The organism is Nocardia halotolerans, assembly GCF_042650145.1.
Taxonomy (GTDB): domain Bacteria; phylum Actinomycetota; class Actinomycetes; order Mycobacteriales; family Mycobacteriaceae; genus Nocardia; species Nocardia halotolerans.
Map to the genome: position 1 here is coordinate 172,106 of NZ_JBHSDL010000025.1, position 15,023 is coordinate 187,128.

Genomic DNA, 15,023 nt, shown 5'->3' on the forward strand with positions numbered 1-15,023 from the left:
CCGGCCGGCCCGCGCACCGGCCCTCATGGGGCCGGGCTCAGATCGTCGTGCTCACCGAGCAGGGGCGGCGCACTGTACCGGGGCTGATACCCGCGCACCCGAACGGGGCAGCCGACCAGTCGGAAGTCCCCCGCGTCGACGATCACCTCGGGGGTGGCGTCGAGCGCCTCGGGCAGGTTCTTGACGGCGGCGGCCGGAACGCCGAGGGGCCGGAGCCGGGATTCCCACCCGACGGCGGTGTCGGCGGCCAGCGCGGACGTGACCGCGGCGAGTACCTCTTCGCGCCGGTCGGCGCGTTCGGACATGGTCGCGAAGCCGTCGATACCGGCCTCACTCGCGAACGACTTCCAGAATCCGTCGTGCGTCACGAAGAGCGCGAGGTAGCCCTCGGACGCCGGAAACAGCTGCGCCGGAACATAATACGAGTGTGCCCCGAACGGCCGTCGCTGCGGCGCGCGACCGTCGTTGAGGTAGGCGGCCGCGTGGTAGTTCAGCTGAGACAGCATCACATCGCGTAGCGACACCTCCACCTGGCCGCCGCGTCCCGACACGATCTGTGCGAGCAGGCCGAGGGCGGCGGTCAGTCCTGCCGAATTGTCCGCCGCCGAGTACCCGGGCAACGTGGGTGGGCCCGCCGGATCGCCGGTCAATGCGGCCACCCCCGCGACGGCCTGGATGACGTAGTCGAAGGCGGGATCGTCCCCGGCGTCCATCCCGTACCCGGTGAGCGCGACGCAGACGATGCGCTCGTTCCACCGGCGCAGCGAGTCGTAGGTGAGCCCGTACCGCCGGATCGCCGAGGGTTTCAGGTTCACCAGCAGCGCGTGCGAGGTCGTGACCAGTTCCCCGAGCCGGGCTTGTCCGTCCGTCGAGTCCAGGTCGAGGCGGATACTGCGCTTGCCGCGATTGAGGCTGGCGAAATACGCGTCGCCGACCTGGCGGGAGATGTCCCCGGCCGGCGGCTCGATCTTGGTCACCTCGGCGCCGAGGTCGGCGAGCATCATGCTCGCGTACGGGCCGGCGAGCATGGTGCCGACCTCGAGCACGCGGATACCCGCCAGCGGCGCGGTCATCACAATTCCTTTGCGAGCGAGGCGATCATCTCGCGCGTGCGCCGCTTGGAGGCACGCAGATCGTCGAGGGAGTCGCCGATCGGGAGCAATCGCACCGACAGATCGGTGGCGCCCGCCTCGGCGTAGCGACGCAGCCCGGCGGCGATGGCGTCCTCGTCGCCCGCCACACAGATGTCGCCGACGCTGGTCGCGGAACCGCGATCGAGCAGGCGCTGGTAGTTCGGCGAAGTTTCCGCCTCGGCCAGAATGCGATTCGCGCGCTCCCGCGCGGCGTCGACCTCCGAAGGCCGGCACAGGCACACCGGCAGACCCGCCACGATGCGCGGGGCCGCGCGACCGGCGGCCGCCGCGGCCGCGCTGATGCGCGGGGTGACATGTTCGGCGACAGCGCGCTCGTCGGCCATCCACAGGATGGTGCCGTCGGCCTGCTCGCCCGCGATCCGCAACATGACCGGGCCGAGGGCGGCGATCAGCACCGGCAGGGGCGCGACCGGCCCGATGTCGAGCGGGTTGTGCACCGTGAAGGTGTCGTTGTCCACGTCGACCGGTCCCGGCCCGCTCAGCGCTGTGGTCAGCACCTCGAGGTAGTCGCGGCTGTAGGCGGCGGGTTTCTCGTACGGCAGCCCGAGCATGTCCTGCACGATCCAGTGGTGCGAGGGCCCGACGCCCAGCGCCAGCCGACCGCCCGTCGCGGCGTGCGCCGACAGCGCCAGCCGGGCCAGGGCGATCGGGTGCTGGGCCTGCAACGGCACCACGGCGGTGCCCAGTTCGATCCGCGTCGTGCGAGTTCCCATGAGCGCCACGGTGAGCAACGCGTCGAAATCGGTGGGGATCTGCGGAATCCACGCGGTGTCCAGGCCCGCCGATTCGGCCCACTCGATGTCGTCGAGCATGCGGGTCACCTTGCGTGCGGTATCGCCGCGTTCGGGCCCGATCATCACACCTATGCGCACCATTGCTTCACTTCTCCACAGTCGTTGGTCCCGAACACCGATGAGATGTCATGCCGGGGTGGGGGTTTCGGTCAGCTCACGCACCGCGCGCACCAGTTCCTCGAGCGCGGTCCCGGTCGGGAAGACCGCGGCGGCACCGGATTCCAGCAGCCGCGCGACATCGCTGCCGGGGATGGTTCCGCCGACGATGACGTCGATGTCCCCGGCGCCCGCGGCGCGCAGGGCATCGACGGTGCGCTGGGTCATCGCCACGTGCGCGCCGGACAGAATGCTCAGCCCGACCACCGCCACGTCTTCCTGCAAGGCGATCGAGACGATGTCCTCGATGCGTTGCCTGATCCCGGTGTAGATGACCTCGAAACCGGCGTCACGCAGGGCGCGAGCGACGATCTTGGCACCACGGTCGTGCCCGTCGAGACCGGGCTTGGCGACGAGAATACGGGCGGGCATCAGAAGACCACCGGCTGCTGGAACTCGCCCCAGACGTCCTTGAGCGCGGCGGTCATCTCCCCCACCGTGCAGTAGGCGTTGACACAGTCGATGAGTGGGTGCATGAGGTTCTCTGTTCCCTCCGCGGCACGCGACAGAGCGGCCAGGCTGGCGCGAACGGCCGCGGAATCGCGTTCGGCTTTGACCCGGGCGAGCCGCTTCAACTGCAGGTCACGCCCTTCGGCATCGAGTTCGTAGGTGGCGATCTCCGGTGGTGCCTCGTCGGAGACGAATCGGTTGACGCCGACCACCGGCCGGGTACCCGACTCGACATCCTGATGGGACCGGTACGCCTCGTCGGCGATGAGTCCCTGCAGATAGCCGTCCTCGATACAGCGGACCATCCCGCCGTGGCGCTCCAGGTCGGCCATGATCTCGATGATTCGTTCCTCGGTGGCATCGGTGAGCGCCTCGACGAAGTAGGACCCGCCGAGCGGATCCGGCACCCGGGTGACCCCGGTTTCGTAGGCGAGGATCTGCTGGGTGCGCAACGCCATGGTCGCCGACTCCTCACTCGGCAGCGCGAAGGGTTCGTCCCACGCGGCCGTGAACATCGACTGCACCCCGCCGAACACGGCGGCCATGGCTTCGTAGGCGACCCGGACCAGGTTGTTCTGCGCCTGTGGCGCGTACAGCGAGGCACCGCCCGCCACACACCCGAACCGGAACATCGACGCCTTGTCGGACTGGGCGCCGTATCGCTCGCGCACGAGGGTGGCCCACCGTCGCCGTCCCGCCCGGTACTTGGCGACCTCCTCGAAGAAGTCACCGTGGGTGTAGAAGAAGAACGAGATCTGCGGTGCGAACTGCTCGATGGTCATGCGCCCGCGTTCGACCACGGTGTCGCAGTAGGTCACTCCGTCGGCGAGGGTGAACGCCATCTCCTGCACCGCGTTCGCACCGGCATCGCGGAAGTGCGCACCCGCCACCGAGATGGCGTTGAAGCGCGGTACCTCCGCGGCACAGAACTCGATGGTGTCGGCGATCAGGCGCAGCGAGGGCTCCGGCGGCCAGATCCAGGTACCGCGCGAGGCGTATTCCTTGAGAATGTCGTTCTGGATGGTGCCGGTCAACTTGTCACGTGACACCCCCGACTTCTCGGCCGCCGCCACGTACATCGCCAGCAGAATCGCGGCGGTGCCGTTGATGGTGAAGCTGGTCGAGATCTTGTCCAGCGGGATGTCGGCGAACAGCACTTCGGCGTCGGCGAGCGTGTCGACGGCAACGCCGACCCGGCCGACCTCCTCGGTCACCTCGGGATCGTCGGAGTCGTAACCGCACTGGGTCGGCAGGTCCAGCGCCACCGAGAGTCCGGTGCCGCCCTGCTCGAGCAGATAGCGGTAGCGGCGGTTGGACTCCTCGGCAGTACCGAAACCGGAGTACTGGCGAAACGTCCACAGCCGCCCCCGGTAGCCGGAGGCGAAGTTGCCGCGGGTGAAGGGGAACTGGCCGGCGGCGGGAGGTTCCGCGCGCCGGTCGTCCGGGCCGTATGCCGCTTGGAGCGGGATTCCGGCGGAGGTGTGCGTCTGGTCGTTCATCCTTGAATACGTTACTTGCAGAAAATGAGAATGCCAATACCATGTGAGGAGAATCCAACGGTTGTGCCGAGGAGGGCCATGAAGAACAACCCCGGCTACATGAGCGTCCGAGACGTACTCGACTACTTCGGCAAGTGCCCGCGCTGCGGCTACCCGGCCGTGGCGTCGGAGACCCTGCGGCGCTTGCCCGACGGCGGTCTCGAGCGGGAAGTCACCGCGTCCTGCGGGCTGCCCTGCGGCTGGCGCGGACCAGCGGACTTCCCGGCGAGCCTGCTCGACGACGTCGCCTAGGCGCCGACCCCCTCCTCACCCGACCACCACACCCTCAGGAGAACGATGTCCAGCCAGCACCCGCTCACCGATCGCACCTTGGTCATCTCCGGCGCCAGCCGCGGGATCGGACTGGCCGTCGCGCTCGCCGCCGCCCGACAGGGGGCCAATGTCGTCGTGCTGGCCAAGACCGCCGAACCCCATCCGAAACTCCCCGGCACGGTGCACACGGCAGTGGCCGAGATCGAGGCGGCGGGCGGCAAGGCCGTCGCCGTCGTCGGCGATGTGCGCCGGGCAGAGGATGTGCAGCGCGCCGTCGACACCGCGGTGCAGCGATTCGGCGGCATCGACATCTGCGTCAACAACGCCAGTGCCATCGCCACCCAGCCGACCGGCGAACTGCCGGTCAAGCAGTTCGATCTTATGCAGGAGATCAATATTCGTGGCACTTTCCTGCTGACCCGCGCGTGCCTGCCGCACCTGCGGACCGGGACGAATCCGCACGTGCTCACCATCTCGCCGCCACTGAACACGAGCCCCCGCTGGCTGGGCGCGCACCCGTCCTACACGCTGTCCAAGTACGGGATGACACTGCTGTCACTCGGCTGGGCAACGGAATTCGCGAAGGACGGCATCGCTGTCAACTGCCTGTGGCCGCAGACCTATATCGCCACCTCAGCGGTGGCGAACCTGCAGGAAGGCAGCCTGCTCGCGCGCTCGCGCAGCCCCGAGATCATGGGCGACGCGGCTGCCGAAATCCTGTCGCGCCCAGCGGCACATGTCACGGGGCAGTGCTTCCTCGACGGCCAGGTACTCATCGAATCCGGACACGACGATCTCACCCGCTACGGCGGCGGCGAGAACCCGATCCGCGACATGTTCCTGGACTGAGGCGCCATGACATCCGATGGCACGCGCCGCGAGCTCTACGACGCCGGACTCGGTGTCCGCCGGGAGGTGGTCGGTGCGGAGTACGTGGCCCGAGCCCTGGCCGGGACCAACGAATTCACCGGCCCGCTACAAGATCTGGTGACCGAGTACTGCTGGGGCGCGGTGTGGACCCGCCCCGGCCTGGATCGGCGCACCCGATCGCTGCTCACCCTCGCCATGCTGGTGGCCCTCAACCGTCCCCACGAACTCGCCACACATGTGCGCGGCGCGCTCACCAATGGCGCGACGACCGAGGAAATCCGGGAAGTGCTGCTGCAGACCATGGTGTACGCGGGTGTGCCCGCCGCTGTGGAAGCGTTCCGGGTCGCCGGACCGATCATCGAGGAGTACACCGATGAGTGACGGCGGCACTGTCGGCTTTCTCGGCCTAGGCAATATGGGAGCCCCCATGGCGCGGCGCCTGGTCGGCCGGGGCGCGGTCGATGTGGCCGGGTTCGATCCGCAGGAGAGTGCGCGCGCCACCCTCGCCGCGGTGGGTGGCCGGGTCGCCGACACCGCGTCCGCCGCGGTGGCGGGCGCGGGCACCGTCGTTCTGATGCTGCCCGCTTCCGCGGTCGTGGAGGCGGTGCTCGGCGATCCCGCCGTCGTCGGCGCCTTGCGGCCCGGCACGATCGTCGTCGATATGAGTTCCTCCGAGCCCCTGTCGACGCGGCGCCTGGCCGCCGAACTTGGCTCGCGTGGAGTAGCTTTCGTCGACGCACCGGTTTCGGGCGGCGTGTCCGGCGCCGCCGCGGGCACACTCACGATCATGTGCGGCGGCGAGGCGGGCGCGGTGGCCGCCGTCGAACCGCTGCTGCGCGAGCTCGGCACACCCACCTGGGTGGGCGCGAGCGGCGCGGGTCACGCGCTCAAGGCGATCAACAATCTCCTCGCGGGCGTGCACCTGCTCGCCGCGGCGGAGGGCTTGGCCATCGGGAAACGGTTCGGGCTCGACCCGGAACTCATGCTGTCGGTGATCGACCGGGCCAGCGGCCGCAGCGAGGCCACCGCGACCAAACTCCCCCGCTTCGTCCTGCCCGGCACCTACGATTCCGGTTTCGCGATGCGCCTGATGATCAAGGACATGCGCGTCGCCACCGAATTGGCCGCGACCCTCGACGTTCCGGCGGGCCTCGGCGAACGCGGCGTCGAGGTCTGGGCCCGGGCCGCCGCCGATCTCGGCCCGGACGCCGATCAGACCGAGATCGCCCGCTGGGTATCGGACGTCGGCTGAGCCGGTGGCCTAGCGCCACGGCACGAGCACGATCTTTCCTCTGGTGCGGCCGGATTCGCTGAGGCGGTGGGCCTCGGCGATCTCGGTCAGTGACATGACCCGATCGATGTGGACCCGCAGTCGGCCGTCGCCGACCAGGTCTGCGAGTGCGGACAGGTCATCGATGGACGGGCGGCCGGTGACACGTCGGCAGCGCGGATCGTCGGCCGCGTCGGAACCCTGCGCGGTGACGTAGCGGCCGCCGGGGCGAAGGACTCGCAGCGATCGGCTGCCGTAGCCACCGCCGACCAGGTCGAGCACCACGTCGACGTCGGTGACGACCTTCTCGAAATCGACGCTCTGGTAGTCGATGACCTCTGCGGCGCCGAGCTCACGCAGGAAGGCGTGATTGGCGGCGCGTGCGGTCGCCGCCACATGGGCGCCGCGCAGTGTGGCCAGTTGCACGGCGAGATGGCCTACCCCACCCGCACCGGCGTGGATCAGGATGCGCTCGCCATCGCTCAGCCCCGCCAGCCGCAGCGCCTGCCAGGCGGTCGAACCGGCGGTGGGCAATGCCGCGGCCTGCAGTGCGCTCACCCGGTGCGGTCGCGGCGCGATGGTATCGGTGCCGGCCACGACGTATTCGCTGTAGGTGCCGGTGCGACTGGCGACCATGCCGAAAACCTCGTCGCCGGGTGCGAACGCGTCGACCTCGGCGCCGACTTCGACGATCGTGCCCGCCACGTCGAATCCGAGGGTGAAGGGCGGCTCGCCCAGGTACCGCACCGCACCCGACCGGGCCTTCGTGTCGACGGGGTTCACCGAGGTCGCGGCCATCCGGATCAACACCTCCCCTGCCAGGAGAACCGGTCGCGGTGCCTCGATGGTCCGCAACACCTCGGGACCGCCGAACGCGTCCTGGCTCACCGTTCTCATCGTCGGCTCCACTCGATCGAGAAAGGCTTCTATCCGTTCGACCATCTCGGCGTGTCCGGTGGAGGCGCCGAACATCTGCTCGAAGTGGATCATCCGGGGCACGGCCGACATCAGGAAAACGACTGCGGCGGCTGGGAATTCGTCCTCCGGCAAGCCGTACTTCCGCAAGGTGGGCGTCACCGCGGCGAGCAGCGCCTTGCGGACGCGTTCCCCGCCCGAACCGATGACCTGTCCGACCCGCTTGCGGTGATTGGCCAGCGCCATGAATTCCAGCAGGAGCTTCGTTCCGGCCGGATCGTTGGCATAGGCCCACACCGCGCGCAGCGGATGCGCGGATTCGCCCACGCGCGACAGGCGGACCACCAGCTCGTCGGTGCTGTCGATGAGGACCGCGATGAACAGGTCGTCCATGTCCGGGAAGTAGTACTGAACCAGGCTCGCGGTCACCCCGGCCCGGCTCGCCACGCTGCGATAGGTGACGGCCGCGTATCCCTGTTCCAGTGTCAGTTCGGCTGTGGCACAGATGATTTCGGCGCGAGTGCGTGAACCCCGCGCGCCGACTCCGCGTGATCTCACCAGCGGTGGCTCACTCTCCACGGCACACTACTTTCCTCGGTCAAAAGTCTCATTTGCGAGTATGGTAACCCTATTCTTGTACGCATCACCAATATGAGGCAGCGATGACGACACCCGATCTGGAATCTCTGCGACGAGACCTGCGATATCTCCTCGACCGCACCGCGATCCTGGACTGCGTCGCCAACCATGCCCGTGGCTGCGACCGGCACGACACCGACCTGATCACCGGCGCCTATCACCCCGACGCGATCGACGAGCACGGCAAGGCGACCAATACCGGCACCGACTACGCACAGTGGGCGAACGCCGCCCATGCCGCGACCGCGCGCGTACACACCCACAACATCACCACCCACACCTGCGAGATCCAGGGCGACACCGCCCACGCGGAGAGCTATTCGATCGTCGTCCTCCTCGGCAACGACGGAACGACCGCGCAGTTCGTCAGTGGCCGCTATGTGGATCGGCTCGAACGACGCGACGGCCAGTGGCGAATCGCGCTGCGCCGCTCCACGGTCGAGATCATGTTCACCGCCGACGCCTCGGTTCTGGCCTCCCCGTTCTTCGCGAGCCAGGGCTATCCGGCCGGTGCGCGCGACACCTCCGACCTGTCCTACCAACGCCCGCTGCTCCGTAGCGCCACCGAGGAAGATCACCGATGATCCGCAGCAAGCCCGTGAGAACTTGGTTGCCCGCAGTCGTGGTCGCCGGCACCGTGCTCGCTGTTCTGCCGGCGACCACGTCGGCGCAATCCGCGCCCGAGTGCGCACCGGCGACTGCCGGCGGCCCGATATGGGTCACCGCCGAGTGCGTCGACCCGGATTACGCGAAACCGGTGATCGACAACGAAGTCGACCTGACAACGCCGATCACCCACCGCAAGGTCACCGGCCACTTCGAGGGCACCGACAAGCGGTTCGCCATCTACCTGCCACCCAAGGATCAGTGGCAGGGCCGCTTTTACCACAGCGTGTATCCGCTCGACGACGAGAACGTCGAGAACAACATCACCGGGGAACCGGTGCTCGCCTTCGGCGCGGCCGCGGGCGCCTACACCGTCCAGACCAATGGCGGCGGCGGCTATCGCGTCGACGCCGCGGCGTCCAAGTTCGCGAAAACCGTTGCCGCGCAATACTACGGGCACACCGGAAGCATCTACGGCTACGTCTGGGGCGGCAGCGGCGGCTCCTTCCAGACCACCGGCGCGATGGAGAACACCACGGGCGTATGGGACGGCGGTGTGCCGTTCATCCTCGGCAATCCGCAGGCCATCCCGAACTACTTCTTCATCCGCGCACTCGGATCACTTGTTCTCGCGGATGTGGCTCCCGCGATCGCGGACGCCGTCGCCCCGGGTGGCAGCGGTGACCCCTCCGCGGGCCTGGACGACGCACAACGAACCGTTCTGACCGAGATGACGAAACTCGGTGTGCCGCTGCGCGCTTGGGAGGATTACGAGTACCTGCTCGGTCTCGGCGCCAGCGGAACCCCGGCCGGCCCGGCCGGTCTGCTCGGCTTCGGCACCCAGGTCAGACTCATGGATCCGAACTACGCCGACGAGTTCTGGAGCGAGCCGGGATATCTGGGCACCGAGCAATCGCCCCTCGGCGATCTTCTCCGCTCGAAGAAGGTGGACCGGGAGGTCGGCATCACACAGGTCCTCCGCGATGGCGAGGGCACCGTGACAGGCGTGACAATCGACGACGTTCCGCACAATCCGGCGGGCACAGCGCTGGACTTCACCGTCCATACCGCAGAGGGTGCCACTGGCGAGAGCACGCTGAACGGCACACTCGACGCAGCGAGCAATTCCATCGTCCTCGCCGACGGCAACCCACCCGAGGTGCTCGCCGCCCTCGAGGTCGGCGGGAAGATCCGGATCGACAACCGATGGTGGTTGGCCCTGCCTTCCTACCCTCGCCACCAGGTGCCTGCCAGGGCAGGCTTGTATGCCTTCGACCAGTACCGCAACGCGGACGGAACCCCGCGCTACCCACAACGGCCCATGGAGATCGGCCCGGCGATCTCCCGGAGTGTCACCGGTGGCGGCACCTGGAACGGCAAGATCAACGGCAAGGTCATCGCGGTGTGCAACCTGCTCGACGCCGACGCCTTCCCGTGGGACTGCGACTGGTACTCCGAGCAGGTCCGAGCCGCGGGCAACGCTGATTCCTTCCGGCTCCTCTACAACGACAACGCCGACCACATCGGAGCGCGGACCAGCAGACTCGTCGGCTACTTCGGCGTTCTACAGCAGGCGCTGCGCGATGTGGCCGCGTGGGCCGAAACGGGCCGGCGGCCACCGAAGTCCACCGTTTACGACGTGCGGGACGGTCAGATCACGGTGCCGAACAAGGCCGCGGCACGCAAGGGTATTCAACCGGTGGTCGAGTGGGAGATCGGTGACAACGACCGCATCGAGGTCTCCGCGGGGCAACCGGTCGACTTCAGAGCCACGATTCAGATCCCGCCCGGCACCGGCCAGATCACCGCGACAGAGTGGGACTTCACCGGCTCCGGCGACTTCGTGGACCGGCCGTTCGATGCCAAGGAGCACGGCACGGTCCGGGTCGGCCAAACCTTCGCCTATGACCGGCCCGGCACCTACTTCGCGGCGGTGCGCGTGACCTCGCAACGTGATCCGAATTCAGCGTTCGAGCGGGTGCCCAACCTCGCCCGGGTGCGCGTGGTGGTGCGCTGACCGTCGAGCCCGGCTCACCATCGAGCGGCGAGAGTGTCGTCGACCGGACGCATACTGCCGGTGGCGGTCCGACGCCCGTATCGGTCACGGGCCACGGTGGTGAGCGCACCCGCGTCGGCGGCAGCGCTCACCACCAACCCCTGATGGTCGAACAACGGAGACAGCAGCCGATAGTCGAAGACCTGCGCACCGGTGCAGCCCCTGGCACGTACGGCTTCGGCCATGGCGAGCGCCTGCAGCGGCCCGTGCACGAGCAGGCCCGGATAGCCTTCGACCGCGCGGGCGTAGTCGCGGTCGTAGTGGATGCGGTGGGCGTTGTAGGTGAGCGCCGAGAACCGGAACAACAGCGCCGCGGAGGTGTCGATGGACCATTCCTCCGGCCGCGGGGCGACCACCAGCGGCTCCGGCTGTGCGTGGGCCCGCGCGTCGGCGGCGGAGGCCGCGCGATAGACGAGGTCTTGCCGTTCCTCGACGAGGATCCGATCGCGCTGCAGGATCCGATGCCCGACGGTGACGAAAGTCAGCGGACCGGTGCGGCCCGTTTTCCGTTGTGTTCCAAGCACTCTCGTCTGCCTGGTGACGCGCTCGCCGCAACGCAGCACGCCACGGACCCGCACCTGTCCCCCGGCCCACATGCGCCGCAGACCTGGTTCCGGTGGCTCCGGGACCGCGTTCCGGATCGGGTGACCGTCCGGGCCGAGATCGGCCTGGGCGGGGCGGTCGAGCAGATACACCCAGTGCCACAGCATCGGCAATCCCCGATCGAGATCGGGCATCGGGACACCGAGTAGTCCCGCGAGCGCCTCCGCGGGCCCCGCTACCAGCCGCTCGCTGCGTTCGACGATCGTGGTCATGGCGCAGACTCCTCAGTACTCGACCGCGGCGCGCCGAATTCGGTTCTGATGTCATCCGTGTGCTGACCGAGTTCCGGTATCGCGCCCATCACCGGTTCCCCCGCGGTCGTTTCGACCGGTGGCAGCAGTGCCGAGATCATCCCGCCGGGAGTACTCACCGGTCGCCACCGATCACGGGCCGCCAACTGCGGATGCCGGGTGAGTTCCGCCGGCGTGCGAATCCGGGCACCGGCGACACCGGCCGCGTCCAGCCATTCCATGACACGACCGCAGTCGGCCCGCGCGAACGCCGCTTCCAGTAGGACGGTCAGCTCGGCGTCGTGGTGCACGCGAGCAGTGTTGGTGACGAAACGGCTGTCGTACTTCAACTCCGTCCGATGTAATACCTTGTCGCACAACGCCTGCCACTCGCGGTCGTGCTGAACAGCGAGGAAGACCGTGCCGTCGGCCGTACGGTAGGGACCGTAGGGCGAGATGGACGGATGCCTGGCCGCGGTCCGACGCGGCGGCTCGTCACCGTAGCGGCCGAAGTAGGCGGGTTGGCTCATCCACTCGCCCAGCGCATCGATCATGGCGACGTGCAGGCCGGCCCCGACACCGGTGTGCGCACGCTGGTACAGCGCGGTGAGGATGCCACTGTAGGCGTACATCCCCGTCGCGATATCGGCGATCGAGAATCCGGCTTTCGCGGGGACTTCCGGGGTGCCCGTGGACATCACGAGCCCGGTCTCGCACTGGAGCAGCAGATCGTAGGCCTTCTTCGACCGGTACGGTCCCTCCGTCCCGTAGCCGGAAATGGAGCAGTGGATCAGCTCCGGGCGGTCCGCGCGCAGGGTGGCGGCGTCGAGGGCGAGCCGTTCGGCCGCACCGGGTGCGAGATTCTGGACGAAGACGTCGCAGTGTTCGATCATGGCGTCCAGCAGCTGACGATCGCCGGGCTGTTTGATATCGAGTGCGACGCTCTCCTTTCCGCGATTGAGCCAGACGAAATAGCTCGACTGGCCGTGCACCGTGTCGTCGTACCCACGGGCGAAGTCGCCGCCGTCGGGACGCTCGATCTTGATCACGCGGGCGCCCAGATCCGCGAGCTGTCTGGTCGCGAACGGCGCGGCCACGGCCTGCTCCACCGCGACGACCGTGATTCCCGCCAGCGGACGGTGCACGGCGCTCACGCGGGATTCCGGCCGATGAGCTGGCGGGCGATGACGTTGCGCTGGATCTCGTTCGTGCCCTCTCCGACGATCATCAGGGGTGCATCGCGAAAGTAGCGCTCCACATCGAACTCGGTCGAATACCCGTGGCCACCGTGGATACGCATCGCGTTCAACGCGATCTGCATCGCGGTCTCGGAGGCGAACAACTTCGCCATCCCGGCTTCCATGTCGGCGCGCTGTCCGGAGTCGTAGCGCCGGGCGGCATAGTGCACGAGCTGACGGGCGGCGCTCAGCGTGGTCGCCATATCGGCCAGGTAGTGACCGACGGCCTGGTGCTCCCAGATCGGCTTGCCGAAACTCTCCCGTTGCTGTGCGTACCGGATCGAATCCTCGAGCGCGGCACGTCCGACACCGAGCGCTCGGGAGGCCACCTGGATGCGCCCGATCTCCAGGCCGCGCATCATCTGCCCGAACCCCTTCCCCTCGACCCCACCGAGGAGCGAAGACCTCGGCACCCGCATGCCGTCGAAGACGAGCTCGCAGCTCTCCACACCCTTGTAACCGAGTTTGGGCAGGTCGCGCGAGACGGCGAAACCAGGCCCCGGCTCCACCAGCAGAATGCTCATACCGCGATGGGCGGGCACGGCGCCCGGATCGGTCTTGCACAGCAGCGCGACCAGTCCCGACCGACGCGCGTTGCTGATCCAGGTCTTCGAGCCGTCGACCACGTAGTGGTCGTTGTCGCGGCGGGCGGTGGTCCGCAGCGCCTGCAGATCCGACCCGCCACCCGGCTCGGTCAACGCCATGGTGGCCCGCAGTTCACCGGTGGACAGCCGCGGCAGATAACGGTCGCGCTGTGCGTCGGTGCCGTAGTCCAGCAGCAATTTGGCGACCACGGTGTGTCCGCCCATAGCGCCGGCCAAACTCATCCATCCGCGCGACAACTCCTCGGTGACCGCCGCGTAGCAGGACGTCGACACGCTGCCGTCGCCCCAGGGTTCCGGCACGGCGAGCCCGAAAATCCCGATCCGTTTCATCTGCTCGATCAGCTTCGCCGGATAGGTGTTGGCGTGCTCGAGCTCGGATGCCACCGGCCTGACGTCGCGATCGACGAAATCACGCACCACCGCGACCAGTGCGGCCTCCTCGTCGGCAAGCTCGTCCACCACGGTTCCTCCTCCCGATACACGTGCACCGGGACCCCGGCACCATCATCATGTGAGGTAATAACTTGATAAGGGAAATACCGATGTCTGATACCTACATGCCGATTCGAGATGTCAGGCGGGTGCGATGGATATCAAACAGCTCACGGCGGTCGTGACCGTCGCCGAGGTCGGCAGCGTCACCAAGGCCGCGCACTTGCTGCATCTGGTTCAGCCCGCTGTCACCCGGCAGATCCGGACGCTGGAACAAGAACTCGGGGTGCGCCTGTTCGAACGCACGCGCCAGGGCATGCGGCCCACCGAGGCGGGTGCGCTGCTGGTCGCGCGCGCTCGGCGGGCGCTCCACGAACTCGAGCGCGCGCGGGCCGAGGTCCGGCCGATGCCGGGCGTACTCACCGGCGTCGTCACCGTCGGCCTGCTCGACAGTGCCGCCGACTTGCTCGCCGAACCGCTGGTGAGCGCTCTCGCCCGCAATCACCCCGGCATCGAATTGCGCATCGTCAGTGGGTATTCCGGTTACCTGCAACGCTGGCTCGATGACGGCGACCTCGACCTGAGCCTGCTCTACAACCTCACCAGCACCCCGTCGCTCAATGTCGAACCACTGGCGCGCGAACGATTGTGGGTTGTCGGGCGGCCCGCCGACGCCCTGCGCGCCGACCGGCCGGTCGCCCTCGCGGACGTCGCGACCCGACCCCTGGTGATGCCCGCGCCGGGACACGGGCTGCGCGCCCTGATCGACGCCGCGGCCGCACAGGCGGGGGTCAGCTTGCGGATCGCGGCGCAGACGAATTCGATGCGCCTGCAGAAGCTTCTGGTGCAGGGCGGCCACGGCCCGACCATTCTGCCGGGCGTCGGGATCGCCGACGACGTCGCCCGCGGCGTGCTGACCGCGGCTCCCCTGTGCGAACCCGAAGTGTGGCGCCAAGTCGTGTTGGGCGTGCCACGCGATCCGAGGATGTCGGCCGCCGCCAGGGTGGTGGCCTCCGAACTGGTCGGGCAGGTCCGTGCGGCCGTGGCAGCCGATCGATGGCCTTCGGCTCGGCTCGACGGCCCTGGTGCCACCACCGACTGACCGAGTGATGCAGGCACGCGGAAGGACACACTTCCTGTCCGCCCTCGCCTGCCCTTGAGTGCGACGTCACGACGAGAGTATTGTTCTCTTCA

The 15,023-nt window shown here is 68.2% G+C and carries 15 protein-coding genes; 7 read left to right on the forward strand and 8 right to left on the reverse strand.

The genetic code is table 11. From position 1 onward, the window contains the following. Positions 1–23: 23 nt before the first annotated feature. The 4 genes from ACFO5K_RS19260 to ACFO5K_RS19275 are packed head-to-tail and all read right to left on the reverse strand — an operon-like array spanning position 24 to position 4,053. The gene (locus tag ACFO5K_RS19260) at positions 24–1,073 is read right to left on the reverse strand and encodes a CaiB/BaiF CoA transferase family protein (RefSeq protein WP_378564623.1); all 1,050 of its coding nucleotides are present in this window, start codon (positions 1,071–1,073) and stop codon (positions 24–26) included. Beyond that, positions 1,073–2,026 (reverse strand): TIGR03564 family F420-dependent LLM class oxidoreductase, encoded by a 954-nt coding sequence (locus ACFO5K_RS19265; protein ID WP_378566187.1) that lies wholly within the window; start codon positions 2,024–2,026, stop codon positions 1,073–1,075. The genes ACFO5K_RS19260 and ACFO5K_RS19265 overlap by 1 nt, the downstream gene beginning before the upstream one ends. Positions 2,027–2,074: 48 nt before the next feature. Next, complete coding sequence (locus ACFO5K_RS19270; RefSeq protein ID WP_378564626.1) at positions 2,075–2,476, reverse strand: cobalamin B12-binding domain-containing protein; 402 nt, start codon at positions 2,474–2,476, stop codon at positions 2,075–2,077. Further along, positions 2,476–4,053 (reverse strand): methylmalonyl-CoA mutase family protein, encoded by a 1,578-nt coding sequence (locus ACFO5K_RS19275; protein WP_378564629.1) that lies wholly within the window; start codon positions 4,051–4,053, stop codon positions 2,476–2,478. The genes ACFO5K_RS19270 and ACFO5K_RS19275 overlap by 1 nt, the downstream gene beginning before the upstream one ends. 78 nt (positions 4,054–4,131) lie before the next feature. Between ACFO5K_RS19275 and ACFO5K_RS19280 the strand changes: the two genes are divergently transcribed. The 4 genes from ACFO5K_RS19280 to ACFO5K_RS19295 are packed head-to-tail and all read left to right on the forward strand — an operon-like array spanning position 4,132 to position 6,487. Then, the gene (locus ACFO5K_RS19280; protein ID WP_378564632.1) at positions 4,132–4,344 is read left to right on the forward strand and encodes a hypothetical protein; all 213 of its coding nucleotides are present in this window, start codon (positions 4,132–4,134) and stop codon (positions 4,342–4,344) included. Positions 4,345–4,389: 45 nt separating this feature from the next. After that, a complete protein-coding gene (locus ACFO5K_RS19285) occupies positions 4,390–5,214 on the forward strand; it encodes an SDR family oxidoreductase (protein ID WP_378564635.1) in 825 nt (274 codons plus the stop codon). Positions 5,215–5,220: 6 nt separating this feature from the next. After that, a complete protein-coding gene (locus tag ACFO5K_RS19290) occupies positions 5,221–5,616 on the forward strand; it encodes a carboxymuconolactone decarboxylase family protein (protein WP_378564638.1) in 396 nt (131 codons plus the stop codon). Further along, positions 5,609–6,487 carry an NAD(P)-dependent oxidoreductase gene (locus ACFO5K_RS19295; RefSeq protein WP_378564641.1) on the forward strand — a complete coding sequence of 293 codons (879 nt, stop codon included), beginning with the start codon at positions 5,609–5,611 and terminating at the stop codon, positions 6,485–6,487. The genes ACFO5K_RS19290 and ACFO5K_RS19295 overlap by 8 nt, the downstream gene beginning before the upstream one ends. Positions 6,488–6,496: 9 nt before the next feature. Here the strand turns inward: ACFO5K_RS19295 and ACFO5K_RS19300 are convergent, their stop codons facing one another. Further along, complete coding sequence (locus ACFO5K_RS19300) at positions 6,497–7,978, reverse strand: zinc-binding dehydrogenase (RefSeq protein ID WP_378564644.1); 1,482 nt, start codon at positions 7,976–7,978, stop codon at positions 6,497–6,499. Between the two features lie 104 nt (positions 7,979–8,082). Between ACFO5K_RS19300 and ACFO5K_RS19305 the strand changes: the two genes are divergently transcribed. Then, entirely contained in the window at positions 8,083–8,643 is a 561-nt protein-coding gene (locus ACFO5K_RS19305) for a nuclear transport factor 2 family protein (RefSeq protein ID WP_378564647.1), read from the forward strand. Continuing rightward, positions 8,640–10,682 carry a hypothetical protein gene (locus ACFO5K_RS19310; protein WP_378564650.1) on the forward strand — a complete coding sequence of 681 codons (2,043 nt, stop codon included), beginning with the start codon at positions 8,640–8,642 and terminating at the stop codon, positions 10,680–10,682. The genes ACFO5K_RS19305 and ACFO5K_RS19310 overlap by 4 nt, the downstream gene beginning before the upstream one ends. 14 nt (positions 10,683–10,696) lie before the next feature. On the opposite strand, the gene ACFO5K_RS19315 is transcribed toward ACFO5K_RS19310, so the two are convergent. From ACFO5K_RS19315 to ACFO5K_RS19325, 3 genes are read right to left on the reverse strand one after another with little or no spacing between them, the layout of a single operon-like run. Next, on the reverse strand, positions 10,697–11,536 hold the full coding sequence (locus tag ACFO5K_RS19315) for an FAS1-like dehydratase domain-containing protein (protein ID WP_378564653.1): 840 nt from the start codon (positions 11,534–11,536) through the stop codon (positions 10,697–10,699). Continuing rightward, positions 11,533–12,708, reverse strand: a complete 1,176-nt coding sequence (locus ACFO5K_RS19320) for a CaiB/BaiF CoA transferase family protein (protein ID WP_378564656.1) — start codon at positions 12,706–12,708, stop codon at positions 11,533–11,535. The genes ACFO5K_RS19315 and ACFO5K_RS19320 overlap by 4 nt, the downstream gene beginning before the upstream one ends. Continuing rightward, positions 12,705–13,859, reverse strand: coding sequence for an acyl-CoA dehydrogenase family protein (locus tag ACFO5K_RS19325; RefSeq protein WP_378564659.1), 1,155 nt, complete (start codon positions 13,857–13,859; stop codon positions 12,705–12,707). The genes ACFO5K_RS19320 and ACFO5K_RS19325 overlap by 4 nt, the downstream gene beginning before the upstream one ends. Positions 13,860–13,983: 124 nt before the next feature. On the opposite strand from ACFO5K_RS19325, the gene ACFO5K_RS19330 reads away from it, so the two are divergent. Further along, entirely contained in the window at positions 13,984–14,931 is a 948-nt protein-coding gene (locus ACFO5K_RS19330; RefSeq protein WP_378564661.1) for a LysR family transcriptional regulator, read from the forward strand. The last annotated feature ends 92 nt before the right edge of the window (positions 14,932–15,023 follow it).